Source organism: Chryseobacterium oleae (assembly GCF_900115055.1).
Taxonomy (GTDB): Bacteria; Bacteroidota; Bacteroidia; order Flavobacteriales; family Weeksellaceae; genus Chryseobacterium; species Chryseobacterium oleae.
In genome coordinates, this window is record NZ_FOVD01000008.1 from 60,232 (window position 1) to 84,737 (window position 24,506).

21 protein-coding genes are annotated in these 24,506 nt (G+C 38.9%); 17 read left to right on the plus strand and 4 right to left on the minus strand.

Going from position 1 to position 24,506, the window contains the following annotated elements:
• The first annotated feature begins 8 nt into the window (after window positions 1-8).
• The 5 genes from BM143_RS20140 to argH all read left to right on the plus strand — a co-directional run bounded on the left by BM143_RS20140 (window position 9) and on the right by argH (window position 5,811).
• Window positions 9-1,148, plus strand: a complete 1,140-nt coding sequence (locus tag BM143_RS20140; protein ID WP_090026991.1) for an aspartate aminotransferase family protein — start codon at window positions 9-11, stop codon at window positions 1,146-1,148.
• A 217-nt stretch (window positions 1,149-1,365) separates the two neighbouring features.
• Window positions 1,366-2,322, plus strand: coding sequence for a Rossmann-fold NAD(P)-binding domain-containing protein (locus BM143_RS20145; RefSeq protein WP_090026770.1), 957 nt, complete (start codon window positions 1,366-1,368; stop codon window positions 2,320-2,322).
• Between the two features lie 63 nt (window positions 2,323-2,385).
• Window positions 2,386-3,180 carry an acetylglutamate kinase gene (gene argB / locus BM143_RS20150; RefSeq protein WP_090026772.1) on the plus strand — a complete coding sequence of 265 codons (795 nt, stop codon included), beginning with the start codon at window positions 2,386-2,388 and terminating at the stop codon, window positions 3,178-3,180.
• Window positions 3,155-4,237 carry a M20 family metallo-hydrolase gene (locus BM143_RS20155; RefSeq protein WP_090026775.1) on the plus strand — a complete coding sequence of 361 codons (1,083 nt, stop codon included), beginning with the start codon at window positions 3,155-3,157 and terminating at the stop codon, window positions 4,235-4,237. Before argB ends, BM143_RS20155 begins: the two co-directional genes overlap by 26 nt.
• A gap of 269 nt (window positions 4,238-4,506) precedes the next feature.
• The gene (argH, locus tag BM143_RS20160) at window positions 4,507-5,811 is read left to right on the plus strand and encodes an argininosuccinate lyase (RefSeq protein WP_090026777.1); all 1,305 of its coding nucleotides are present in this window, start codon (window positions 4,507-4,509) and stop codon (window positions 5,809-5,811) included.
• Window positions 5,812-5,945: 134 nt separating this feature from the next.
• Here the strand turns inward: argH and BM143_RS20165 are convergent, their stop codons facing one another.
• Window positions 5,946-6,407 (minus strand): Lrp/AsnC family transcriptional regulator, encoded by a 462-nt coding sequence (locus BM143_RS20165; RefSeq protein ID WP_034731090.1) that lies wholly within the window; start codon window positions 6,405-6,407, stop codon window positions 5,946-5,948.
• Between the two features lie 240 nt (window positions 6,408-6,647).
• Here BM143_RS20165 and BM143_RS20170 point away from each other — a divergent pair, with 240 nt between their 5' ends.
• The 12 genes from BM143_RS20170 (at window position 6,648) to BM143_RS20225 (ending at window position 21,900) form a co-directional block, all read left to right on the plus strand.
• Window positions 6,648-7,538, plus strand: coding sequence for an aspartate carbamoyltransferase catalytic subunit (locus BM143_RS20170; protein ID WP_090026779.1), 891 nt, complete (start codon window positions 6,648-6,650; stop codon window positions 7,536-7,538).
• 142 nt (window positions 7,539-7,680) lie between these two features.
• Entirely contained in the window at window positions 7,681-8,754 is a 1,074-nt protein-coding gene (locus BM143_RS20175; protein WP_090026780.1) for a carbamoyl phosphate synthase small subunit, read from the plus strand.
• Window positions 8,755-8,812: 58 nt separating this feature from the next.
• Window positions 8,813-9,163, plus strand: a complete 351-nt coding sequence (locus BM143_RS20180) for a four helix bundle protein (RefSeq protein WP_090026782.1) — start codon at window positions 8,813-8,815, stop codon at window positions 9,161-9,163.
• A 56-nt stretch (window positions 9,164-9,219) separates the two neighbouring features.
• The gene (gene carB, locus BM143_RS20185) at window positions 9,220-12,402 is read left to right on the plus strand and encodes a carbamoyl-phosphate synthase large subunit (protein ID WP_072923060.1); all 3,183 of its coding nucleotides are present in this window, start codon (window positions 9,220-9,222) and stop codon (window positions 12,400-12,402) included.
• A gap of 177 nt (window positions 12,403-12,579) precedes the next feature.
• Complete coding sequence (locus tag BM143_RS20190) at window positions 12,580-13,746, plus strand: serine hydrolase domain-containing protein (RefSeq protein ID WP_090026784.1); 1,167 nt, start codon at window positions 12,580-12,582, stop codon at window positions 13,744-13,746.
• 185 nt (window positions 13,747-13,931) lie between these two features.
• Window positions 13,932-14,702, plus strand: coding sequence for an isocitrate lyase/PEP mutase family protein (locus BM143_RS20195; RefSeq protein ID WP_090026785.1), 771 nt, complete (start codon window positions 13,932-13,934; stop codon window positions 14,700-14,702).
• Window positions 14,703-14,707: 5 nt separating this feature from the next.
• The gene (locus tag BM143_RS20200) at window positions 14,708-15,751 is read left to right on the plus strand and encodes a bifunctional transcriptional activator/DNA repair enzyme AdaA (RefSeq protein ID WP_090026787.1); all 1,044 of its coding nucleotides are present in this window, start codon (window positions 14,708-14,710) and stop codon (window positions 15,749-15,751) included.
• 24 nt (window positions 15,752-15,775) lie between these two features.
• On the plus strand, window positions 15,776-16,351 hold the full coding sequence (locus tag BM143_RS20205) for a Crp/Fnr family transcriptional regulator (RefSeq protein ID WP_090026789.1): 576 nt from the start codon (window positions 15,776-15,778) through the stop codon (window positions 16,349-16,351).
• Between the two features lie 59 nt (window positions 16,352-16,410).
• Window positions 16,411-17,235, plus strand: coding sequence for an acyl-CoA thioester hydrolase/BAAT C-terminal domain-containing protein (locus BM143_RS20210; RefSeq protein WP_090026791.1), 825 nt, complete (start codon window positions 16,411-16,413; stop codon window positions 17,233-17,235).
• A gap of 142 nt (window positions 17,236-17,377) precedes the next feature.
• Window positions 17,378-19,534: a TonB-dependent siderophore receptor gene (locus tag BM143_RS20215; protein ID WP_090026793.1), complete on the plus strand. Its 2,157-nt coding sequence runs from the start codon at window positions 17,378-17,380 to the stop codon at window positions 19,532-19,534.
• A gap of 58 nt (window positions 19,535-19,592) precedes the next feature.
• A complete protein-coding gene (locus BM143_RS20220) occupies window positions 19,593-20,858 on the plus strand; it encodes a PepSY-associated TM helix domain-containing protein (RefSeq protein ID WP_090026795.1) in 1,266 nt (421 codons plus the stop codon).
• A gap of 10 nt (window positions 20,859-20,868) precedes the next feature.
• Window positions 20,869-21,900: an alpha/beta hydrolase gene (locus tag BM143_RS20225; RefSeq protein WP_167375321.1), complete on the plus strand. Its 1,032-nt coding sequence runs from the start codon at window positions 20,869-20,871 to the stop codon at window positions 21,898-21,900.
• A 125-nt stretch (window positions 21,901-22,025) separates the two neighbouring features.
• Here the strand turns inward: BM143_RS20225 and BM143_RS20230 are convergent, their stop codons facing one another.
• The 3 genes from BM143_RS20230 to BM143_RS20240 all read right to left on the minus strand — a co-directional run bounded on the left by BM143_RS20230 (window position 22,026) and on the right by BM143_RS20240 (window position 24,503).
• Window positions 22,026-22,439, minus strand: a complete 414-nt coding sequence (locus tag BM143_RS20230) for a hypothetical protein (protein ID WP_139222082.1) — start codon at window positions 22,437-22,439, stop codon at window positions 22,026-22,028.
• Window positions 22,440-22,591: 152 nt separating this feature from the next.
• Entirely contained in the window at window positions 22,592-23,641 is a 1,050-nt protein-coding gene (locus BM143_RS20235; RefSeq protein ID WP_139222083.1) for a hypothetical protein, read from the minus strand.
• Window positions 23,642-23,648: 7 nt separating this feature from the next.
• Window positions 23,649-24,503, minus strand: coding sequence for a hypothetical protein (locus BM143_RS20240; RefSeq protein ID WP_090026804.1), 855 nt, complete (start codon window positions 24,501-24,503; stop codon window positions 23,649-23,651).
• Window positions 24,504-24,506 lie beyond the last annotated feature (3 nt).

Consider the following 24,506-nt stretch of genomic DNA (forward strand, 5'->3'; position numbering starts at 1 on the left):
CAAAAAAAATGAATTTATTCAACGTATATCCATTATTCAACATAAATCCGGTAAAAGCCCAAGGTTCTTTCCTTTGGGACGACAAAGGAGAAAAATATCTTGATTTCTATGGCGGTCACGCAGTGATTTCCATCGGACACAATCATCCGCATTATCAGACTCAATTGAAAGAGCAGCTGGAGAAAATATCTTTCTACTCAAACTCGGTTCAGAATGAATTGCAGACTGAGCTGGCAGATAAATTAGGAAAACTTTCAGGCTATGAAGACTACAACCTTTTTCTGTGCAATTCAGGAGCTGAAGCGAATGAAAATGCATTGAAGCTTGCGTCTTTCCATAACGGAAAAAGTAAAGTGCTCTATTTCTCAGGATCATTTCACGGAAGAACTTCTGCGGCGGTTTCTGTGACAGATAATCCAAAAATTGTTGCTCCCGTTAATTTTTCTGAAAGATTTATTAAGTCTGAATGGAATGATATCCAACAGCTTGAAGAGATCTTTGAAACTGAGGGAAGTGAAATTTCATCTGTTATCATTGAAGGAATTCAAGGGGTAGGCGGAATTATGATCCCGACCCTAGAGTTTTTATCCAAAATTAAAGAACTGTGTGAAAAATATGATGCAACATTGATTCTTGACGAAGTTCAGTCAGGATACGGAAGAAGCGGATATTTCTTTGCCCATCAGGAATTTGGAATCGAACCGGATATGATCACGACAGCGAAAGGAATGGGAAATGGTTTCCCGATCGGAGGTGTTTTGATTCATCCAAAGTTTGAGGCAAGTAATGGTTTATTGGGAACGACTTTCGGAGGAAATCACTTGGCCTGTGCAGCAGCCATCGCTGTTCTGGATGTGATGAAGGAGGAAAATCTTACGGCCAATGCTCAGCAAATGGGTGATTATATTGAAAACGAAATTAAAGACTTTCCCCATATTAAATCCATTCGAAGGAAAGGGTTAATGATTGGAGTAGAGTTGGATCAGGACTGCTCAGAAGTGAGGAAAAGTCTGTTGTACGATCATCACATTTTTACAGGAAATTCCAATGATAAAAGTGTATTAAGGATCCTTCCGGCTCTTAATATCGGCAAAGAAGAAACAGATCTTTTTGTCGGTGCTTTAAAAGTAGTTTTAGATAAGATTTAAACCACAAAAGTTACAAAAGATATAAGCACTTTAGTAATGGTAAAGAAACTACTAATCGCTTAAGAAGAACACTTGAGTTTTCTGAAAGTCTTTGATTTTCATCTTATGTGAACTTAAATATACATAATCATTTTAAGCTTACTTATGTGTTCTAAAGTGTTTAAACAAAAAAACTCTTGTGGTTAAGATTATCACAATTAATTAAAAAATTCATCAAATGAAAAAATTTACCTCTGTAAGCGACGTAAAAAACTTACAGGAAATCATAAAGAAAGCTTTACAAATTAAAGAAAACCCCAATTCCGAACCGGAAAAAGGAAAGGGGAAAACAATAGGTCTTGTGTTTTTAAATTCAAGTTTGAGAACCCGTTTAAGCAGCCAGATTGCTGCTCAGAACTTAGGATTGAATGTCTTGACTTTAAATGCAGCACAGGAAGCCTGGAATCTGGAATTTGCAGACGGAGCCGTAATGAATGGCGATACCGTTGAACATATCAAAGATGCCATAGAGGTATTAAATCAATATTGTGACATCATTGCAGTACGTTGTTTCGCGGGCATGAAATCTAAGGAAGACGATGTTAACGAAAGTATCCTGAGTCAGTTTGAGCAGCACGCCAAAGTACCTGTGATTTCTCTGGAATCCGCAACGCGACACCCGCTTCAAAGTCTGGCAGACTGCATTACCATTACAGAAAACTGGAAAGAAGAACGTAAGCCGAAAGTAGTGCTGACCTGGGCGCCACACATTAAACCGATTGCTCAGGCCGTAGGAAATTCCTTTGCAGAATGGATGCAGGAGATGGATGTAGATTTTGTCATCGCCAATCCTGAAGGCTATGATCTGGATAAAAAATTTACAAAAGACATCAAAGTAATCCACAATCAGGAGGAAGCTTTACAGGATGCAGATTTTATCTATGTAAAAAACTGGTCCTCTTTCGATGACTATGCAGCCATGCCGGAAGTAAAAGAAAGCTGGATGCTGACCGGAGAAAAGCTAGAGAACACCAACGATGCGAAAGTAATGCATTGTCTTCCAGTCCGTCGTAATGTAGAATTGAGCGATGAGGTAATGGATGGAAAAAACTCCATCATCTATCAGCAGGCCAAAAACAGAATTTTCTCTGCACAAGCCGTCTTCAGCGAAATTCTAGATGAAATAAATTCATAAAGAGTTCCAACGGAACGATTTAACCCAAGATAGGACGCAGTCCTATCAGTTAATCAAACCAAAATGAAAGAAAAATTATACATCATAAAAATAGGAGGAGCCCTGATCGACGATCCGGAGCTGCTTGACCAATTTTTAGAGCAGTTTTCTGAAATAAAGGAAAAGAAAATTTTGGTTCATGGTGGTGGAAAATTAGCAACTACGCTGGCTGATAAATTAGGCGTTGAACAAAAAATGATCAACGGACGAAGAATCACGGATAAAGAGACGCTGGATATTGTAGCGATGGTGTATGCGGGAGGAATCAATAAAAATATTGTCGCAAAACTTCAGCAGAAAAAATGCAAAGCAATAGGTTTTTCCGGAGCTGATGCGAATTTGATTAAAGCCAAAAAAAGAGAACATCCCGAAATAGATTTCGGGTTTGTAGGAGATATTGAGAAAGAAAGCGTGAACAGAAAATTGATCTCAAAGTTGATTAAACTTAAACTTGTTCCTGTTTTCTCAGCGATTACCCATGACAAAAAAGGAAACCTTTTTAATACCAACGCAGACACGATTGCTTCGGTCATGGCTCAGGCTTTATCTTCAAAATATGATGTGGAATTATTGTATTGTTTTGATAAAGAGGGGGTTTTGGAAAATGTTGAAGATCCCGGATCAGTTATAAAAAAGGTGTCAGAAGAAGAGTTTTCTGTTTTAAAAGAAGCCGGAAAACTTCACAAGGGAATTTTGCCCAAACTTGAAAATGCTCTTGGAGCTGTAAAAAATAATGTAAACAAGGTATTCTTAATTAAAGAAACCCAATTAAAAAATCATATAGAAAGCCATCATGGAGGAACTGAAATCTGTTTATAGTAAGGAAGAGCTAGTGGCTCATGCAGTTGAATTGCTTAAGAAACTGATTGCAATTCCTTCATTCAGTAAAGATGAATACAATACGTCTGTAGAAATTGAGAACTTTTTCAAGAAGCATCATATTCCTGCGAAACGTTTTAAAAACAACATCTGGGCGGTCAATAAAAACTTTGACGTATTGAAGCCGTCCATTTTACTGAATACCCATCATGATACGGTAAGACCGAATAAAGCCTACACACTGGATCCTTTTCTTCCGGTTGAGCAGAACGGAAAACTGTACGGATTGGGAAGTAATGATGCCGGAGCTTCTCTGGTGTCTATGGCCCAGGTTTTTTTACATTTTTATGAGAAAGAAGATTTAAAATATAATTTAGTGATAGCGTTGACGGCAGAGGAGGAGATTTCAGGATTTGATGGAATTGAGGCCTTATTTCCACAGCTTCCGGACATCGGACTTGCCATTGTAGGAGAACCCACGCAGATGAATCTGGCGATCGCGGAAAAAGGACTGTTGGTAATAGACGGGGAAATGAAAGGAACTCCTTCTCACGCTGCTCATCCGAACGACGATAATTCTATTGTAAAATGTATGGAAGACCTTCAGCATATTCTGAATTTCAGATTTCCGAAGGTTTCAGATTATTTAGGGGAAGTTAAAGTGACGCTGTCAGGAATTCATGCAGGTGTTCAGCACAATGTAGTCCCGGAAGCCTGTACGTTCACTCTGGATGTAAGGGTTACCGATGAATATTCCAATCAGGAAGCTTTTGAAATCATTCAGTCGCAGATGAAATCTTCATTAACGGCCAGGTCTTTCAGGTTAAATTCCTCAAAAATAGAAATGGATCATCCTTTTGTACAGGCAGGTCTGGAAATAGGAAGGACCACTTACGGTTCACCAACATCATCCGACCAGGCCATTATTCCATGTACATCCGTTAAGATAGGTCCCGGCGATAGTAGGCGCTCCCATACGGCAGATGAATACATCTATATCAAAGAGATTGAGGAAGGAATTGAGATCTATATCAGGATCTTGGAAAAAGTTTTATAGAGAGAAGTTAGAGGCTAGAAATCAGAAGTTAGACACCGGAAATTGATACATACACCGTAATACTAACATCTAATTTCTAACATCTAATATCTAAAAGAATAAATGTTTTAACCACGCTCAGCAGGTCAATCAAAGTTCAGTTTTTAATAAGGATTTATGCAAAAAGACAATTAAAAACGAAGACTTTTCAATGCGGAGATGTTTTTTTATAGTTAAAGAGGCTTTGCTGAGCAGGTTGAAACGAATTAAATATTGTAAAGAATATTATTATGAAAAAAATATGGCAAAAGGATAACCTGGCCACCAATATATTAGTCAACACATTTACAGTCGGGAAAGATCTTGACTTTGACGAACGTTTAGCAAAATATGATGTTAAAGGTTCCATGGCACACTGTCAGATGTTGGCAGAAACCGGAATTATCTCCGGTGAAGAATCAGAACAGATGCTTTCTGTTTTGACAGATATTTTAAAAGATATTGAGAACGGAAACTTTGAGATTGATAAAGAAGCAGAAGATATCCATTCTCAGATAGAAGCGATACTGATTGAAAAATTAGGCGATACCGGAAAGAAAATTCATACCGCAAGATCCCGTAATGATCAGGTTTTACTGGATATTAAACTTTATTTGCTGGACGAGATCCGTGAGATTACAGCTTTGACGGATGAGTTTTTCCAGATTTTAATCCAACTGGCTGATCAGCACAAGAATAAATTGCTTCCCGGTTATACCCATCTTCAGATTGCCATGCCATCATCGTTTGGATTATGGTTTGGAGCCTATGCGGAAGCATTGTTAGATGATGTTGAACTGTTGTTTTCGGTGAAGAATATCATCAATAAAAATCCTTTGGGTTCAGCGGCAGGATATGGTTCTTCTTTCCCTATTGACCGAGAAAGTACGACTTACAACCTAGGATTTCAGTCGATGAACTATAATTCGGTGTATGCGCAGATGACCCGTGGTAAATCTGAGAAAATGCTGTCTATGGCAATGGCTACTTTGGCGGGAACTCTTGGGAAATTTGCCTATGACGTCTGCCTGTATTTAAGCCAGAACTTCGATTTTATAAGCTTTCCGAAGGAATTCACGACAGGAAGCAGCATTATGCCTCATAAAAAGAACCCGGATATTTTCGAGCTGGTTCGTGCACGATGCAACAGAATTCAGTCTTTACCAAATGAACTTATCTTATTGACCAATAATTTACCGTCTGGTTACCACAGAGACGTTCAGCTAACGAAGGAAATCCTTTTTCCGGCTATCGATTCGTTAAAAGAATGTCTGGAGATATTAAGTTATACCCTTCCGAATATTCAGGTGAAAGATGGAATTCTGGAAGATGAGAAGTATAAATATCTTTTCAGTGTAGAGAAAATCAATGAAGAAGTGAAAAAAGGAAGTTCATTCCGTGACGCTTATGTAAAAGTAGGGCAGGAGATTGAAAATAATGAATTTGAGTTCGAAGTTGGAAACTTAGACCACAGTCATCAGGGAAGCATAGGAAATCTATGTCTGGACAAGATAGAATATCAGTTTAATAAGCTGAAGAATAAATTATTGGGTTAGTACTATCTTGATGCTCCGTAAACTTCGTTTGTAAACCGATAGTTTATGCTCAGCATGATGTCGCGACACAATGACGTTTAGTATTAGAAATGTCATGCTGAGCGAAGTCGAAGCATCTATTAGTTTAAATGAAATTATTCAAGATCAATTTTAAACTTAGTTGATTTTTTAACCTCGTGAAGCACAATAGAACTGTGATACTGGCCAATATTAGGAATGTTTGAGATCACATTCACTGCGAAATCATTATAAGAATTAATATCCTTTGCAATGATCTTAAGCATATAGTCATACTCACCGGAAAGGCTGATAATTTCCTGAACTTCATCATGTTTCATAATGTTTTTCTCAAAGGTTTCCAGTACCTTTTGAGACTGCTCCTTAAGACGGACATTACAGTAGACCACGATATTCAGACCCAGTTTTTCACGGTTCAAAAGACCCACATATTTCTCAATGATGCCATGTTTCTCCAGCTGCTTAATCCTTTCATAGGTAGGAGTAAACGTAAGACCTATCCTTTCTGAAATTTCTTTTACAGATAGCGTAGAGTCTTCCTGAATAATGCTGAGAATCATTTTGTCTTTTAAATCCATAGGGAGAATTGAGTTTTAACAAAAATATCAATTAAAAATGAAAATAAGGAAAGATTACAGGTTTAAATTTTTTTAGAAATTTGGTTTTGTAGATTCGTAAAAATATTATATCTTTGCACCTAATGAATAAAAGAGTATTTATATCATTAGATTTACCGGGCGAAAGCGCCCTTTACGATATTTATTGTTATTAAGCGAAGATCCTGTCTTCGCTTTTTTTATGCTCAAAAAATAAGAATTATGTTTACAATTACAGAACTAAGCACCGAGAGAATCAACAGTATACTGACCGAAGCACTGGCTTTTGCCAACGGAAAAACTGCAAAAATTGAAGGAGAAATTTTCTGCTCAAATCTTTTCTTTGAAGACAGCACAAGAACAAAGACAAGTTTTGACATCGCAGAAAGAAAACTGGGTCTGCAGGTAGTCCCTTTTGATGCTTCCCACAGTTCTGTAAACAAAGGGGAGAGTCTTTATGATACTGTAAAAACCATTGAAAGCCTGGGTGTGAATCTGGTCGTGATCAGAGATAAGAAGGACAGATATTTTGAAGAACTGAGCAATATCAAAATTCCGATGATCAACGGAGGAGACGGAACAGGAAACCATCCTTCCCAGTGTATGCTGGATCTGATGACCATCTATCAGGAGTTCGGAAAATTTGAAGGATTAAAGATAGGAATAGTAGGAGATGTAAAACACAGCCGTGTAGCGAATTCAAATGCTGAAGCATTGAGAAGATTAGGCGCTAAAGTATATTTCTCAGGACCTGAACATTGGTTTGACGAAGGCGCTTTAATTAACGGAACCTATTTACCGGTTGATCAGCTGATCGCTGAAGTAGATGTTCTGATGCTGTTGAGAATTCAGCACGAAAGACACGATGCAAAAATGAGTTACACCGCTTCTGAATACCACAGAAAATACGGTTTGACGAAAGAAAGAGAAAAAGTAATGAAAAACGGAGCGATCATCATGCATCCCGCGCCCATCAACAGAGGCGTTGAAATAGATACAGACCTGGTGGAATGCGACCGTTCAAGAGTTTTCAAACAGATGCAGAACGGAGTCTTCGCAAGAATGGCCATCCTGAAAGAAGCATTGGAAAAAGAAGGATATACCTTTAAATAGGTCATGGGTTCTGAGATTCGGGTTCCGGGTCCTGGACATACAAAAATTTCCCACTTGGTGGGGTTGGTTAAAAAGAAAAAAATAAAACAGAACGAGGAAGTCTAACTTCTAACTTCTTAAATCTAATATCTAATTTTTAAAAATGAAGAAAAAATTAATACTGGAGTCCGGTGAAGTGTTTCATGGAGAAGGTTTCGGAGCAGAATTGGAAACTGCCGGAGAAGTAGTTTTCAATACCGGAATGACAGGGTATCAGGAGTTGATCTCCGATCCGTCATACTGTGGTCAGATTGTTTGCATGACCTATCCGCTTATCGGAAATTATGGTATTAACCGTGATGATTATGAAAGTATCGAGCCGGCTATTAAAGGACTTATCGTAAAAGAACTTTGCGATCTTCCTTCCAATTTCCGTACTCAGATGACTTTAGAAGAATTATTTAAAAAGAAAAACCTTTCAGGAATTTCCGGAATCGACACCAGAAGACTGACAAGAATTCTACGTAATTCAGGAGTTGTGAAAGGGAAAATTGTAAACGTTGAGGCTGACGAAAACGAAGTGGTTACAGAATTAAAAGGAACCAACTTCCCAATCAATCAGGTGGAAACTGTTTCTACAAAAACAGCTTACGCCAATCCGGGAAGAGGACTGAAAGTCGTTTTGGTAGATTTTGGTTCCAAATTAGGAATTATCAGAGAGCTGTCTCAAAGAAACTGCGACATCACTGTAGTTTCCCACGACACCACTGCAGAAGAAATTCTGTTAATGGATCCGGATGGAATTATGCTTTCAAACGGTCCTGGTGACCCGGAAGACAACCCTAAGGCATTAGAAATGATCCGCGGACTACTAGGGAAAGTTCCGATTTTCGGAATCTGTCTGGGACATCAGCTGATCGGTCTGGCTTGTGGCGCAAAAACATTCAAACTGAAGTTCGGACACAGAGGAGGAAATCACCCGGTACTGGATCTTGAGAAAAACAAAGTGTCTATCACTTCTCAAAACCACGGTTATGCAGTAGATCAGGAAAGTCTTAAAAACACAGACCTTGTAGAAACTCACATCGCCCTAAACGACAGAACCAACGAAGGTCTGAAACACAAGATCCACCCATGCTTCTCCGTTCAGTACCACCCGGAAGCAAGCCCAGGTCCTGAAGATGCGAACTATTTGTTTGATGAGTTCATTGATTTGATGGAGGAATTTAAAAAATAAGAACCAAGAATCAAGACACAAGAACCAAGACGTAAGAATTAAGATTAATAGACTACAGATGCACAATTTTGAGAAATTACTTTTCTGGCAAAAATCTATAGTACTGGCAAAAAATGTTTACATTATCTGTCAGGAGATCAGTAACGATGAAAAGTATGGTTTGATTTCTCAAATTAAAAGATCAGCAGTTTCTATTCCTTCGAATATCGCGGAAGGTTCTGGTAGAAATGGAAGTAAAGAGTTTAATCATTTTCTGGCAGTTGCTCTGGGTTCAGCTTTTGAACTGCAGACACAGCTGATCTTGGTTAGGGAATTAAATCTCTTACCGGAAGAAAAAATAAATGTTTTACTAAGTGAAGTTTCTGAAATTCAGAGAATGATTTATTCGTTTAAAAATAATTTAAAATAAAAGTCTGGAATCTTGGCTCTTGGCTCTAGAATCTTGACTCTACAATAAAAAGAAAAATGGCAAAACGTACAGATATAAAAACAATTTTAGTAATCGGTTCAGGGCCCATCATCATCGGGCAGGCAGCTGAATTTGATTACGCAGGAACGCAGGCTTGTCTGTCTTTGAGAGAAGAAGGCTACAAGGTGATTTTGATCAACTCAAACCCTGCGACTATTATGACGGATGTAGAAATCGCAGATAAAGTATATATCGAGCCGATTTCACTTCAGTTTGTAAGCCACATCATCAGAAAAGAACGTCCGGATGCTTTGCTACCGACGCTTGGAGGTCAGACAGGTCTGAATATGGCGGTAGAACTGGAAAAATCAGGAATTCTTGAAGAATGCAAAGTGGAGGTTTTAGGAACTACACTTTCTGCGATCAACAGAGCTGAAGACAGAGATCTTTTCCGTGAACTGATGAGAGAGCTTAACGAACCGGTTCCTGAATCAGATATCGTAACTACAGTAGAAGGAGCAATCCGTTTTGCTGAAGAAATCGGATATCCGGTGATTGTTCGTCCTGCCTTTACAATGGGAGGAACAGGAGGAGGTATCGCCTCTACGGAAGCTGAATTGAAGGAGATCGCTGAATTAGGATTAAAATACAGTCCGGTGACGCAGTGTCTTATCGAGAGATCCATTGCAGGTTTCAAAGAAATTGAATACGAAGTAATGCGTGATGCGAACGACAATGCGATTGTGGTTTGTAACATGGAAAATATAGACCCGGTAGGAGTTCACACAGGGGATTCTATCGTAGTGGCACCTTCTCAGACACTTTCTGACAGAGAGTATCAGTTATTGAGAAATGCTTCCCTAAAGATCATCAGAGCCCTGGGAATTGAAGGAGGATGTAATGTACAGCTGGCTTTAGACCCGCATTCATTCAACTACTATATCATCGAGGTAAACCCTAGAGTTTCCCGTTCATCAGCATTGGCAAGTAAAGCGACAGGATATCCGATCGCAAAAATTGCAGCGAAGATTGCGGTAGGTTTAACGCTTGACGAGATTATGAATCCGGTAACAGGAAAAACTTACGCATGTTTCGAGCCTGCTCTTGACTATGTGGTAACGAAATTCCCAAGATTCCCGTTCGATAAATTCGAAACTGCAGACAGAAGATTGTCTACACAGATGAAAGCAACCGGAGAAGTAATGGCCATCGGAAGAAACTTCGAGGAATCTTTACAGAAAGCCGTTCGTTCTTTAGAAACCGGTTTAAGACATTTGGGATTAAAAACAAAACAGGCTGCCGCTTTAACGGACGAAGATATCGAAAGAAGAATCAGAGTTTGTGATGACGAAAGACTGTTCATTATTTGTGATGCTTTAAGAAGAGGTTACGATTGGGAGCAAATTGTAGAATGGAGTAAAATTGATAAATTCTTCATCTGGAAATTAAAGAAACTAGTTGATTTTGAAAAAGAAATTGCAGCCAATAAATTCGATAAAGAGACTTTAATTCAGGCTAAAAAATTAGGATTCTCAGATCAGAATATCGCTCACTTATGGGGATCTTCCCAGAGAGAGGTTTATAATTTCAGAAAAGAAAATGGAGTGATACCGGTTTACAAAATGGTAGACACGTGTGCAGCGGAATTTGAAAGTGAAACTCCTTATTTCTACGGAACTTATGAAGAAGAAAATGAAAGTGTCGTAACCGATAAAGAAAAAGTAATTGTTCTGGGTTCAGGACCTATCAGAATCGGACAGGGAGTAGAGTTTGACTATGCAACAGTTCACTCGGTTTGGGCCATCAAAGAATTAGGTTACGAAGCGATTATCATCAACAATAACCCTGAAACAGTTTCTACGGATTTCTCAATTTCAGATAAATTATACTTCGAGCCTTTAACGGAGGAAGATGTAATGAGCATTATTGATCTTGAAAAACCTATGGGAGTGGTAGTTCAGTTCGGAGGACAGACTGCGATTAACTTAGCAGATAAACTGGCTAGCTACGGAGTAAAAATTCTGGGAACTTCCCTGGAAGACCTAGACAGAGCTGAAAACAGAGATAAGTTTGAAAAAGCTCTTCAGGAAATGGGAATTCCTCAGCCTTTAGGAAAAACTTCAACTTCAAAAGAAGAAGCGATAAAAATTGCTAACGAGATCGGTTATCCGGTTTTGGTTCGTCCAAGTTATGTTTTAGGAGGAAGAGCAATGGAAATTGTGTATACAGAAAGCGAATTGGCTCATTACATGGAATTTGCGGTAGATGCAAGCCCGGAGCATCCGGTTTTGGTAGACCGTTATATTACCGGAAAAGAAGTGGAAGTAGATGCCATCTGCGATGGTGAAACGGTTATTATTCCAGGAATCATGGAACACATCGAAAGAGCGGGAGTTCACTCCGGAGACTCTATTGCAGTGTATCCACCTCAGAATGTTTCACAGGAGGAAATCGATACTTTGGTAGATTATACCCAGAGACTGGCCAAAGGATTGAATGTGATCGGTTTAATGAACATCCAGTACGTTCTTTTCGAAGGAAATGTATACGTGATTGAAGTGAATCCACGTTCATCAAGAACAGTTCCGTTCTTATCCAAAATCACAGAAGTTCCGATGGCGAACTTAGCAACAAAAGCGATTTTAGGCCAGAAACTGACAGATTTAGGATACAAAAACGGATTGGTTCCGAATAAAGAAGGAGTCTTTGTAAAAGTTCCGGTATTCTCTTTCTCAAAACTGACGAAAGTAGATATCTCCCTGGGACCAGAAATGAAGTCTACAGGAGAAGTAATGGGGAAAGATACAACCCTGGAAAAAGCTCTTTACAAAGGATTAATCGCAGCAGGAAGAAAAGTTCCGATGCATGGTTCAATTTTGTTCACGGTAGCAGATAAGCACAAGCAGGAAGCGGCAGACCTTGCTGCAAGATTCCACGAAGTTGGTTTCAGAATCTGGGCAACGGAAGGAACCGCGAAATTCTTTGAAGAAAAAGGGATTCCTTGTAAAATAGGATACAAAATCGGGGAAGATGATGTCAATCTTATCGACCTGATTCAGAAAGGAAAAGTACAGTATGTAGTCAATACCATGACCAAAGGAAAGCAGGTAGAAAGAGACGGATTCCAGATCAGAAGAATGAGTGTGGAAAACGGCGTTCCTTGTTTAACTTCCATGGACACAGTAGAAGCCATCCTGAAAGTAATTGAAAGCATGAGTTTCAAAATGGAGACGATGTAATTTCGGATTCAGATAATATATTTTTAAACCCCGCAAGTTTTCTTGCGGGGTTTTTGTTTCATGAAAATTTTAATTAACAGCCGATTACGGAAATTTGTACATTGCATAAGTTTATCATACTAACGAAAATTGTAACGACATTGAAAATCGTTTTAAGATTAATAAAATAAAGCCTTCATGAGACATATCAAATCTAATTTCTTGTACAGTATGGCATGTATGGGAATTCTTTTTTCCTGTGCTTCCTCAAAACATAGTACTGCTGAGCCCAATGTCGTTGTTTCTGAAAAAACAGATTCGCTGTATGCAGAAATTCAAAAGCTTGGCTTGGAATATACGCAGAAAAGTAATGTACCTGGCGTGGCTGTTGCCGTTATTAAAGACGGGAAAATTGCATGGACGCAATGTATCGGGTATGCTGATGTAGCTAGCAAAAAGCCCGTGACCACTCAGACCATTTTTAATGTAGGCTCTGTTTCAAAATTAGTCGCTGCATGGGGCTTTATGCAACTGACAGAAAAAAGATTGATTCAATTGGATGATCCGGTTAATCAGTATCTAAGCCGCTGGAAATTACCACAGTCTTCATTTGATGTATCAAAAGTTACGCTTAGACGAATCTTAAGCCATACCGCCGGACTTTCTGTACATGGATATGGAGGCTCTGAACAAGGAGCTAAACTGCTGTCACTGGAAGAGTCTTTATCAGGAAAAACAAAACGAAACCGGGAAAGTGTAAGCATTATCATGGAACCTGGAACAAAATGGAAATATTCAGGGGGTGGGTACACCCTTGCACAGCTCTTACTTGAAGAAAGAACCAAAGAAAACTTTGCTGAATACATGAGACAACATGTTTTTAAACCTCTGGGATTACATCACAGTAATTATGACTGGACAGAAGAAATGAAAGCCAATTCTGCCACTGCTTATGATACTTTGGGAAAACCTATAAAAAACAGAATATTTACAGAACAGGCTGCTGCAGGATTACAAACGACCATTTTGGACTTAGCTCATTTCGCAGAATTATCCATCACTGCAGATCCAAAAGAATTGAATAACGTTTTAAAACCGGAAACGATACGGCTGATGGAGCAACCTGTCCAGCCTGGTTCCAGTGAAGGAGAAAGCGGTCTTGGATACAGATTCTTTAATTTTGAGAATCTTCAAACTGTGGGACATACAGGTGAAAACGACGGCTGGTGCGCTTCTCTGTTTTTACATATGCCTACTAAAAGCGGTCTGGTTATTCTTTGCAATGGCTCTAACTGGAAAGATGATATGAGAAACCCAATGTATAGCACCTGGGCAAAATCAATTATAAAAAAATTAGGGAAATGACGAGGATTTCAGGTAAAACATCCGATAACCAATGAAACCATCCGATTTTCTGAAAAGGAAAAAAGAATATAATTTTCAAACCCCGTGAGTTTTATTACGGGTTTTTTCATAGAGACATAAAAAATACTTGTCCGTTTTTCGGTTGTACAGAAACAGGATCTGTATTACTTTTATAAAAAATTAAAATGACAGCAATTCATAAATTCAGAAAACTACATAAGCAGGATGATCCGTTATTAATAGGAAACGTTTGGAATGTACAAAGTGCGAGAGCATATGAAAAATTGGGCTACCAGGCAGTAGCCACTTCAAGTTCTGCGGTAGCCTTTAGTCTGGGATATGAGGATGGCGAAAACATGAGTTTTGATGAATACTTCTATATCGTTGAAAGAATTTTGAAATCCGTCAACATTCCTTTGTCCGTAGATTTGGAAGGAGGTTATGGAAAAACAGTGGAGGAAATTGTTTTAAATATTTCCAGACTGGCCAAGGCAGGCGTAGTTGGAATCAATATCGAAGACAGTGTGATCATTGACGGAACCAGAAAACTATTGAGTACGCGTGATTTCTATGAAAAATTAAATGCAGTCATTCTCCAGCTTAAAGAACAGAATATAGATATTTTCATCAATGTAAGAATAGATCCATTTCTTCTGGGAGTAGACAATACAATACAGGAAACACTTGACCGGATGGAAATCATCGAAAGAGTAGGTGCAGACGGAATTTTCGTTCCATGCATTACCGAAGTACAGGACATTGAGAATGTTATTAATACTTCAAAACTTCCGTTCAGTGTGATGTGTATGCCGGAACTTCCGGATTTTCAAACCCTTAAAAGGTTAGGGGTTAAAAGAATTTCATCAGGAAATTTCTTAAATGGGTATATTTATAGTCAATTGGAAACCGCATTAAAAGCCATTGGAGAAGCCGGAAGTTTTTCTCCTATTTTTTAGATAGCATGAAACTTACAGAAGAAAGAATGTATCAGGCATCTTTAGAAAAAGATTCCTCATTTGAAGGCATTTACTGGATGGCTGTAAAAACCACGGGTATATTTTGCCGGCCCACCTGTACGGCCAGAAAACCCAAAAGAGGGAACGTAGAATTCTTTGTCAATACCGAAAAAGCAATAGAAAATGGCTACAGACCCTGTAAAATATGCAAACCGCTTGAAAAATTGAATGAAACACCCCGCTACATTCAGGATTTGCTGGATGAACTGCAGCAGAATGAATCACTAAAGATCAAAGACGCAGATCTTCTGGAAAGACATATTGAACCGGTAACGATCAGGCGATGGTTTCTGAAAAATCATGGGATGACCTTTCATACTTTTCAGAGAGAATTCAGAATGAATAAAGCATTTAAAAAAATAAAAAATGGTGAAAGTATCATCGAAGTGGCATTGGATTCAGGCTATGAAAGTTTAAGCGGTTTCAATGAACGTTTTAAAGAAGTCATTGGTACCACACCTAAGAATACAGGCCGCCGGACCATTATTGATCTGAAAAGAATTGAGACCCCATTAGGACCTATGTTTGCCTGCTCATGTGAGGAAGGAATCTGCCTTCTCGAATTTACAGACCGGAAAAATATAGACCGCCAGTTGGCCCATTTGTCTAAAGTAATGAATGCCGAAATCGTTCAGGGTGAAAATAAGCATTTCGAGCAGCTGGAAAACGAGCTGAATGAATATTTTGAAGGAAAAAGAACAACGTTTGAGGTGCCTCTTTATATCACAGGAACAGATTTTCAGAAAAAAGTGTGGCAACTTTTAACAGAAATACCCAAAGGTGAAACCCGTACCTACAAACAGCAGTCTGAATTTTTGGGGAATCCCAAAGCTGTACGCGCCGTAGGAACAGCCAATGGTATTAATAAAATTGCCATTATTATTCCGTGTCACCGTGTGATAGGCTCAGATGGTGAGCTGGTAGGATATGCCGGAGGAATATGGAGAAAACAAAAGTTACTTGAGTTGGAAGGCGCTATCTTATTTTAAATATCTTTACAAAAAGCAACCACCATGCCCTCAGAATTTGACCCCGTTCTACATCACTTCAGCCAATACATAAAGCTCAGCGAGACTTTAAAAAAAGAATTGCAGGACAGATTATCCCTTCAGACTTTTGAAAAGGGGGAACTTTTACACGATGCTGATAAAATCTGCACCAAAAGCTATTTTATTCTCAGCGGATTGACCAGAACCTACTATCTGAAGGACGGAACAGAGATCAGCGAATATTTCTCCAGTGAAAACGAATGGGTCAATTCCCCCAAAAGTTTTATAGGACGCATAAAAGATATCTATTCCATCGATTGTCTCGAAAAAACAGAAACCTTCTGCCTCAAAATAAATGATCTGGGCTATTTATTTGATCATTTCCCTGAAATGGAACGGTATGCAAGATTATCTATGGGAAGTGTATTCGGGCACCTTATGGAACGGATTACATCTCAGAGATTCACCACTGCTAAAGAAAAGTATGAACATTTTCTGACGGTTTATAAAGGAATTTATCACAGAATTCCGCTGGGAATGACGGCATCTTATCTCGGAATTACCCAGTCTACGCTCAGCAGATTGCGGGCAGAAAAGTAGTTTTTGATCTAGAGCAAAAATTATCAGGATTCGCTGAGATATTTTTGTTAAAAAAAACAATGAAACTATTATTTAAGATTTTCTGCCTCCTGACGTTTGTATGCTCATTGGCTAAAGCTCAGGATACCATTCAATCAAAGAATACAGATGCCATTTTGTATCAGCCTTCCAAAAATATAAAGGGTCTTGTTGTTGGACTCGGAGGATCTGAAGGAGGAAATGCATGGGCATCAAAGCACTGGAAAACGGTAAGAGATCAGTTCTTAGATAAAGGATATGCATTCCTTGCGCTGGCTTATTTCGGATCAAAGAATTCTCCAAAACTGCTTGAAAAGATTGAAATTCAGGATGTGTATAATGCTATAAATCTTTCAAAACAGAAAGTCCACACAGAAAAAGTGGCAGTGATAGGTGGTTCAAGAGGAGCGGATCTTGCTTTACTTCTGGGAAGTTATTATCCTGATATCTCATGTATCATTGGACTATCGGCAAGCCATGCCGTTTTTCCCGGAAACACGGACCATTTTTCGACTTCGAGCTGGACTTTTGGCGGGAAAGAACTTCCTTTTGTTCCGGTGAATGAAGCAGCAGTCCCTTTTATGATGGAACGGAAAATAAGAAAAGCCTTTGAAGCGATGCTGCAGGACAAGGAATCTGAACAGAAGTCCTTTATCAAAGTGGAACAGATCAAGGCTCCAATTCTCCTGATGTCCGGCACTGAGGACGAAATCTGCCCTTCATCAGAAATGTCTGAAAAAATCATTCTAAGATTGAAAAACAATCATTTCAAATACCGTTATGAACACCTACCGTTCAAAGGAAGCCATTCAGAACCGTATCAGCATTTCGATAAAGTCTTTGAATTTCTTCAGAAAAACTTCTAATCTAATTAACGCCAATCTTAGCCTCATCCTCAGCCCCTCTATTCATCGTATTTTATAAGAAGTTAATTTTTATGATATCTATCAGTTTTTATTTAGAATTAATAAAAATAAGATAATTTTGCGGAACTAACTTACTTATACAATGAAAAGAATAATTATTTCTGCATCCTTTCTGGCGGCAACGATGCTGAGTGCCCAGGAAACGGATACCATCAAAGTTTCTGAAATTCAGTCCGTGTCACTTCAGGGAACCCACAATTACAGAACCAAAAAATCTGAATCTGTAGCGAGACTTCCTCTCGAAAACCTTGAAAATCCTACCGTGTACAACATTGTCCCGAAAGAAATCATCAGCGAGATGAACGCCGTTGATTTTAATACGGCAATGGCTTCCGCACCGGGAGTGGTGGTGAGTAACAGCGTGAACGACAGTGGAAACGACATTTTTCTAAGAGGTTTCAGCTCTTCTGCCAACTTCAGAAACGGACTGCTTCAGAACCCAAGAGTACAGTCGGAAATTGCCAATGTAGAGAGGGTGGAAGTGATCAAAGGACCTTCAGGAACTCTTTTCGGCGGAACTCTGGCCAATTATGGAGGTATCGTGAATATTGTTACTAAAAAACCTCAGGAAAATTTCGGGGGAATCATCGGCTACACGACGGGAAGCTGGGGAATGAACAGGATCACCGCTGATGTGAATACCCCTTTGAATAAGGAAAAAACAGCATTAGCAAGATTTAATGTAGCAGCCTATTCTCAAGATTCTTTTCAGGATGCAGGCTACAATAAAGGACTGTTTTTCTCAGGAAGCATTCTGTATAAAGTGAGTGATAAAACAACGGTGACTTTGGATACTGAATTCCATGCACCGGAAAAAACACTGAATGCTTACGTGAGACAGTCAGAAAAATTAACGATCGGCTCCATGACAGACCTTACAGGAGCTCACGACAGATCATTTACCAGCAATGATATCGGCTCGAAAAGAACCAACTTCGTCACGATGGCTGAGGTGACCCATAAATTCAATGATCAGTGGACTTCCAGAACTTCGTATCAAAGAGGAGAAGCTAATGAAAACGGATCTATATTTCTAGTTTTAAGCTATCTTGACAATAATACGGTAAGTCGTGGAATTCGTCCTTTTGACAGCTATAAAGTGACTACGGATAATATTCAGCAGAATTTTATCGGAGATTTTAAGATTGGGAATCTGAGAAACAGACTGGTTGTGGGGCTGGATTATTATCAGCAAAGCACCAAAAATCAGTACGGAATGTTCAAAAGAAATGCTACAGATACCGTGGGTTCTGTGTTTGCTCCTTATGATATTATTAAGCTGGACGAAGCCTCTGCCTGGCAGCCGATCTCCAGAAGTCTGGTTGAAAATCTTGAAAGAATTCCCAACGATCCTACCAGTAAAGTAAAACCGACTAATTACGAAATCAGCCATTTCAGTACTTTCAGCGTTTATGCGTCCAATGTCCTCAATATCACAGACAATTTACTGGTAATGGCGAGTTTAAGAATGGACAACTATAAAAATGATGATCTCAAAACCAATGGAGTAAAAGGAACCGGAAATTACAGTCAGACACAGTTTTCACCAAAATTCGGTTTGGTGTATGAAATTGTAAAAAATGAAATCTCATTTTTCGCGAACTACGTCAATGGGTTTAAAAATTTCGCACCGTCTCTCAACCAGGATGGAGTTCTTACAAGCTGGGAACCTGAGCAGGGGAACCAGTTTGAAGGTGGATTTAAACTTGATCTGTTTCATAAAAAACTACTTTCCACCATTACCTATTACAATATGAATGTGAACAACAGACTCATTGCTGTGCCGGGTGGTTTGGGCAGTATGCAGGACGGAAAGATCAAAAATCAGGGATTTGAAATGGACGTTATCGTCAATCCTTTCAAAGGCTGGAATATCGTTGCCGGATACGGATACAATGACAACAAATACGACGACCGAGGCGTGAATAATGGAAAAAGAATCGCGTGGACACCAAAGCATGTTGCCAATCTCTGGACCAGCTACAAGATCATGGACGGCTCCTATGAAGGCCTTGGATTCGGGGCCGGATTTAATTTTGTAGACAAAACCTATATCAATATCACCAATCATTTCCTGGCACCTGCTTATACCACTGTAGGAGCCACTGTTTTCTATGATAAAAAGAGATACAGAATCGGGGTGAAGATGAATAACGCACTGAACGATACGTACTGGAATTTCTACGGCCAGCCTCAGAAGCCGAGAGAGATTCTTGCCAACTTTGCCTTTAAATTCTAACCTTAATAAAACAAAAATAAGAGCGGTACTTCGTTGCCGCTCTGCTGTATTGATAGATATGGAAAAGAAAACAACAGATAAAAAGAAAAAGCAGGGAAAATCCCTCACGAAAAAAATTACAGGATGGCTCCATCTCTGGCTGGGACTGGTTTCTGGGATTATTGTCCTGGTAGTAACCCTTTCAGGAACGATGTTCGTCTTTTGTGATGAAATCATTGATCTATGCGGAGGAAGCGCCAAATATGTACAGGCTCAGGCCAATACAAAAAAAATGTCACCGGAAGAACTGCTGGCGAAATTTCATCAGCAGGTTCCGGACAGAAAAGCATTTTATTTTGATACCTATAAAGAGGCGGACAGAACGTTCAGGGTAGCCTCGGCTACGAAACCACCCAAAGATAAAAATGTTCCCAAAGCAGGAAAACCAAAAGGTCGCGGACCAAGAGGGGTATTTGCCTATCATTATCTTGATCCTTACACCGGGAAAATTACAGGCTCTACGAAGAGCTATGAATTTTTCTATATCGTGGCGCATATCCATGCTCAGCTTCTGGCCGGAAAATTCGGGAAAACGGTAGTCGGAGTGGCTTCCATTATATTTTTTGTTCAACTGATTGGCGGACTTATTCTCTGGTGGCCGAAAAAGTGGAACAAGACAACCAGAACAGCAGCCTTTAAAATAAAATCAGGAACCAAATGGCGCAGGAAAAACTATGATTTTCATAATGTGTTCGGATTCTATTCATTGTTACCGGCTGTATTTATTACGATTACAGGATTGATTATGGCCTACAAAATTTTGACAGATCTTACTCAGGAAGCCTTTGGCGGAATCGCTGATGCTCATGAAATTGCTGAACAATATGAACCTAAGTTTGATCCTGAGAAAAAAACGCTGTCTTACGCAGATTTCGTAGATAAGAATTTCAAAAAATTTCCGGAAGCCAGACAGTTCAGAATGAGTATTCCAAGGAATGATTCTGCTACAGTGTACAATGTCGTTACGGCAAAATTTATCGGTTTGAAAAGCCTTGCCAGCGGTAAAAGCATGGAAGCCAATAAATATACCGGAGAGGAAATCCAGTATCCGAAAGAAGTCATTATGCATGAAGTAATTGAACATATGAACTTTGATCTGCATGTAGGATATTGGGGTGGTATGTTTGGGAAGATCTTCACCTTTGTGATCGGAATTATCTGTACAAGCCTTCCGGTGACGGGCTTTCTGATCTGGTGGGGCAGACGCAAAAAATCACCGAAAAAATCAACAGAAGTTAAAAATATTCATCAACATAGAAAAGAACATCATGAACAGCCGGCTTAAATTTTTATTATTGAACCTATTCCTTCTTTGCAGTTTGTCAGCAATGGCGCAGGAAAAAATAAACATCGGGGAAAAACAGGCCATATCCTCAGCGATTCTCAATGAAAAAAGAGAGATTTGGATCCATCTTCCGAAAACCTATAACGACAGCAGCATCAGCCCTGCAAAATATCCGGTGATCTATCTTCTGGATGGAGAAATCAATTTCGAATATTACACAGGAATGAGCGATTTTCTGGCCAGACCGCCTTATGCAGATATGCCGGAATGTATTGTTGTCGGTATCAAAAACACGGAAAGAACCAGAGATCTTACGCCTACAAAATCACAGAAGAAAAGCCCGGTAAATCCGAATGTCATTCTTTTCGGAGACAGTGGCGAAAGTGAAAATTTTGTCAGATTCATACAGGAAGAGTTGAAACCTTTCATTAGTAAAAACTACAGGACGCAGGATTATTCCATTCTAGTAGGGCATTCTTTCGGAGGACTTTTTGCCGTGAATGTTCTGCTTACCCATCCGGAATATTTCAATGCTTATGTAGCGAATGATCCCAGTTTATGGTGGGACAATAAGGTTTTGATTTCCAAGACAAAAAGCTATCTGGAAAAAAACAAAACATTTCCGGCCCACAAATTCCTGTACGTTTCTCAGGCTAACAATGAAGAACAGAACAAAAACTGGAATTCCGAGATGACTCAGGCGATTGAAGAATTTAAAGGAATTGTTGAGAAAAACGGCTCATTGAATTATAAACATCATTTCTTTGAAAGTGAAGTCCACGGAACGGTTTCTTATCCTGGAAATTACGATGCTTTGAAATTCATCTTTAAAGGTTTCAGAACAGATATTAAAAAACTGTCTAAGAATCCGCAGCTGCTTGAAGAAGAATACAAAAGGTTTTCAGAGAAAGCAGGATCTAATTTTACTCCTTCCGAGACTTATCTGAATGTCGTTCTTAAATTCATGAAGAGTAATGATTTTAAAGAGTCGGAGGATTATTTTATAAACTTAAAGAACAGTCTGTATCCTAAGATTAAATAATTGATTAATCTTATAAAAACTCATTAAGTTTAGGGTAGATTGAGGACGTATTCAATCTGCCCTTTTTTATTGGAGATTTAAAAACAATAGGGAAGTTTAAACCTTTTTAAACGGTTTTTTTGATCCTAATTAATTTTTGGTTTTACGAATCTAAGACAGACAAAATTGAATACTGCAGAAATCACCCAGAAAGGAGAGGCAAAAACGATTGCAAATACAAAGAGGGGAATAATTCCTTTTAATCCCGCAATGATGATTCCGTCCGTGGCCATGCGGGTAGCTATTGAAGTAAGAATGCAGGCAAGCAGTAAGACTGAAAGACTTAAACCGATAGCAGTACCAGCCAGTTTCCATTTTCCTAAGATTCCGGGATGGATATGTATTCTGTAAAATACAGCACTGCACATTAAAAAGATCCCTGATGATATAAGAACAGGATAGATCAGAGATAAATCTGCAGCCATGATCACTAATGCAAAATTGGCGATCAGTACATTAATGAAAGTACAGAGTATAAAAAGAAAGACATTTTGTTTCATGGGCATTGGTTAATCAGTGACTTAAAGTACAACTATTTTTCAGACTCCATGCTGGAAAACAACTTAGAAATCCATCTATATTGAAAGAGCAAACCTGAAGATTCACAGATTTGCTCTTTTATTTCTATAGAAGAATCAGGCTCAGTTCTTGCCTAATGCCTGTTGTCACAGTTGATGGTAAGATCTTTGTGTCCTTTATCTAAAAATGTAATAGAAGGACAACCAAAAGATTGGGAAACAAATCCAAATACCACAGGAGGTTTTCCCTTGAAAAGATTGCCGGTCCATTGGAATTTATTGGCTCCGTCTGTGTCTATTCCATTCAGTGGAGTGAATTCTGCACCATCGCCACCAGTGGTGATCGTTTTTTCAAAGATTTTTTGGTTACGGTTGTTAATCACTGCGAGTTGACGTTCCTGCACGATATCGCCTTCAAGAAAATCCTGAAGATAATAGGTGAGGTCGTTATCCTTAAATTGAAAAGTATTTCCGTATTTCAATGATGAACCGGAGAAATATTTTTTTGAAACCTCTGTGGCTGATTTTTCCCACTGCATAGGTTTGATCTTATTTTGAACAAATGGATCTTTATTTCCGAAATAGGCAATAGCGTTCGAATAACGGTCAAAAATATCCATGTCTTTTTGAGTTTCGATCTGGAACCCAATCATATAAGAGCCAGCGTCAACTTCTTCTCCTTCGGGAGCATATGGCGTAAGATAAGCTACCGCTTTTAACTTGTTGAGAGGAGTTTTTTGCAGTTTATTGAACTCATAATTGAAAAGATACAGAGAATCATTCTCCGTAAGATGCATACCGGTGAGCATTTTCTTTCTGTACTCAGCATCAAGTTCTACATACTGAAGCTTTTCAAAAGGAATATTTTTCTGATTTTTGATGAAGTCTGAAGGGATCGCATGAGAATCTGTATAGATATCTGATACGGAAATAAAAACATCCATCAGCTCATTACGCTGTACAAGAGAGACATTGTAAATATTGAAATGATTATAGTCTATTTCATCGGTTGTCTTCGTCATTTTTACAGAATCATTGGTGATGCCTGTTGAATTGGATGCCGGTTTACTGACCTCTTTTTTACAACCCATCATAACCAGTTGTAAAAATAAAAGGACTAAGGCTGTACTGAATTTCATCATGGGTCTTACCTGAAAAAGTGAATAGTGTTTAGAATGTTGCACGTTTTAATTATTTTATGATATAATAAGGTTCTGAAAAATATTTACTCGGCTTGATATACGCCGTTTTTCTGTCTGCATCAAAGACCCAGTTGAATCTTCGCAAAAGGTCTGCACCAAAGTAATTAACCGTTTGTTTTTTCAGATCACCGATAAAAAATCCGGCTGAGACATCTTTTAAAACACTGTTTCCTACTTTTAAGAAAGGAAGTATCCCCTGTTTGGTGATGATGCTTTTCCCACTGGAGTTTTTTAAGGTTTTTTCGCCTGTGATCTTCAGTTTTTTATCCAGTTCTTTTTCTGCAGCAAAATCGTTACTGTACAACAATCCTCCTGAGTATCCGGACTGAAGTACAAAATAAGCTTCCTGCTGTTTGTCACCGTCAATAACGTTGTCAGCTACAATATAAAAACCTTCATGATCATATAGGGTCACAATAGGTTGATAGTCTTTCACATCAGGTGCTTGATCATAGACAATAAACTGATTGTGGTCGTAATCTATTTTAAATGCTTTTCCTCCAAACAGGACGGTTCCGATCTTTCCGTCAGCCTCATGGCCAGCCATTTGATTGTCTGTAAAACGGACGTTATTCAATGTCAGCTTTCCAATTTGTACGGTATTATTTTCACTGATTTCATCTTTGTCAAAAACAATATGATCTGCTTTTCGCTGTTTTTCCGGAGAAATTGCGGCGTCTTCCATCGCGATCTGAAACATCAGATCCAGAGAATCTTTTTTATTGACTAAAGTTTTTACGATGATATTATTATGTTTGGTGAGTCTGAAAGGAATGGTCTGCTGTGCCTGTACACTGAAAAAGACCGTAGAAAACAGTAAGATAAGACTTGTTTTTTTGAACATGAT

Excerpts from the sequence above, each read along its gene's own strand:
- BM143_RS20140 (WP_090026991.1), top strand. The coding sequence starts at position 9 with ATGAATTTATTCAACGTATATCCATTATTCAACATAAATCCGGTAAAA.
- BM143_RS20145 (WP_090026770.1), top strand. The coding sequence starts at position 1,366 with ATGAAAAAATTTACCTCTGTAAGCGACGTAAAAAACTTACAGGAAATC.
- argB (WP_090026772.1), top strand. The coding sequence starts at position 2,386 with ATGAAAGAAAAATTATACATCATAAAAATAGGAGGAGCCCTGATCGAC.
- BM143_RS20155 (WP_090026775.1), top strand. The coding sequence starts at position 3,155 with ATGGAGGAACTGAAATCTGTTTATAGTAAGGAAGAGCTAGTGGCTCAT.
- argH (WP_090026777.1), top strand. The coding sequence starts at position 4,507 with ATGAAAAAAATATGGCAAAAGGATAACCTGGCCACCAATATATTAGTC.
- BM143_RS20165 (WP_034731090.1), bottom strand. The coding sequence starts at position 6,407 with ATGGATTTAAAAGACAAAATGATTCTCAGCATTATTCAGGAAGACTCT.
- BM143_RS20170 (WP_090026779.1), top strand. The coding sequence starts at position 6,648 with ATGTTTACAATTACAGAACTAAGCACCGAGAGAATCAACAGTATACTG.
- BM143_RS20175 (WP_090026780.1), top strand. The coding sequence starts at position 7,681 with ATGAAGAAAAAATTAATACTGGAGTCCGGTGAAGTGTTTCATGGAGAA.
- BM143_RS20180 (WP_090026782.1), top strand. The coding sequence starts at position 8,813 with ATGCACAATTTTGAGAAATTACTTTTCTGGCAAAAATCTATAGTACTG.
- carB (WP_072923060.1), top strand. The coding sequence starts at position 9,220 with ATGGCAAAACGTACAGATATAAAAACAATTTTAGTAATCGGTTCAGGG.
- BM143_RS20190 (WP_090026784.1), top strand. The coding sequence starts at position 12,580 with ATGAGACATATCAAATCTAATTTCTTGTACAGTATGGCATGTATGGGA.
- BM143_RS20195 (WP_090026785.1), top strand. The coding sequence starts at position 13,932 with ATGACAGCAATTCATAAATTCAGAAAACTACATAAGCAGGATGATCCG.
- BM143_RS20200 (WP_090026787.1), top strand. The coding sequence starts at position 14,708 with ATGAAACTTACAGAAGAAAGAATGTATCAGGCATCTTTAGAAAAAGAT.
- BM143_RS20205 (WP_090026789.1), top strand. The coding sequence starts at position 15,776 with ATGCCCTCAGAATTTGACCCCGTTCTACATCACTTCAGCCAATACATA.
- BM143_RS20210 (WP_090026791.1), top strand. The coding sequence starts at position 16,411 with ATGAAACTATTATTTAAGATTTTCTGCCTCCTGACGTTTGTATGCTCA.
- BM143_RS20215 (WP_090026793.1), top strand. The coding sequence starts at position 17,378 with ATGAAAAGAATAATTATTTCTGCATCCTTTCTGGCGGCAACGATGCTG.
- BM143_RS20220 (WP_090026795.1), top strand. The coding sequence starts at position 19,593 with ATGGAAAAGAAAACAACAGATAAAAAGAAAAAGCAGGGAAAATCCCTC.
- BM143_RS20230 (WP_139222082.1), bottom strand. The coding sequence starts at position 22,439 with ATGAAACAAAATGTCTTTCTTTTTATACTCTGTACTTTCATTAATGTA.
- BM143_RS20240 (WP_090026804.1), bottom strand. The coding sequence starts at position 24,503 with ATGTTCAAAAAAACAAGTCTTATCTTACTGTTTTCTACGGTCTTTTTC.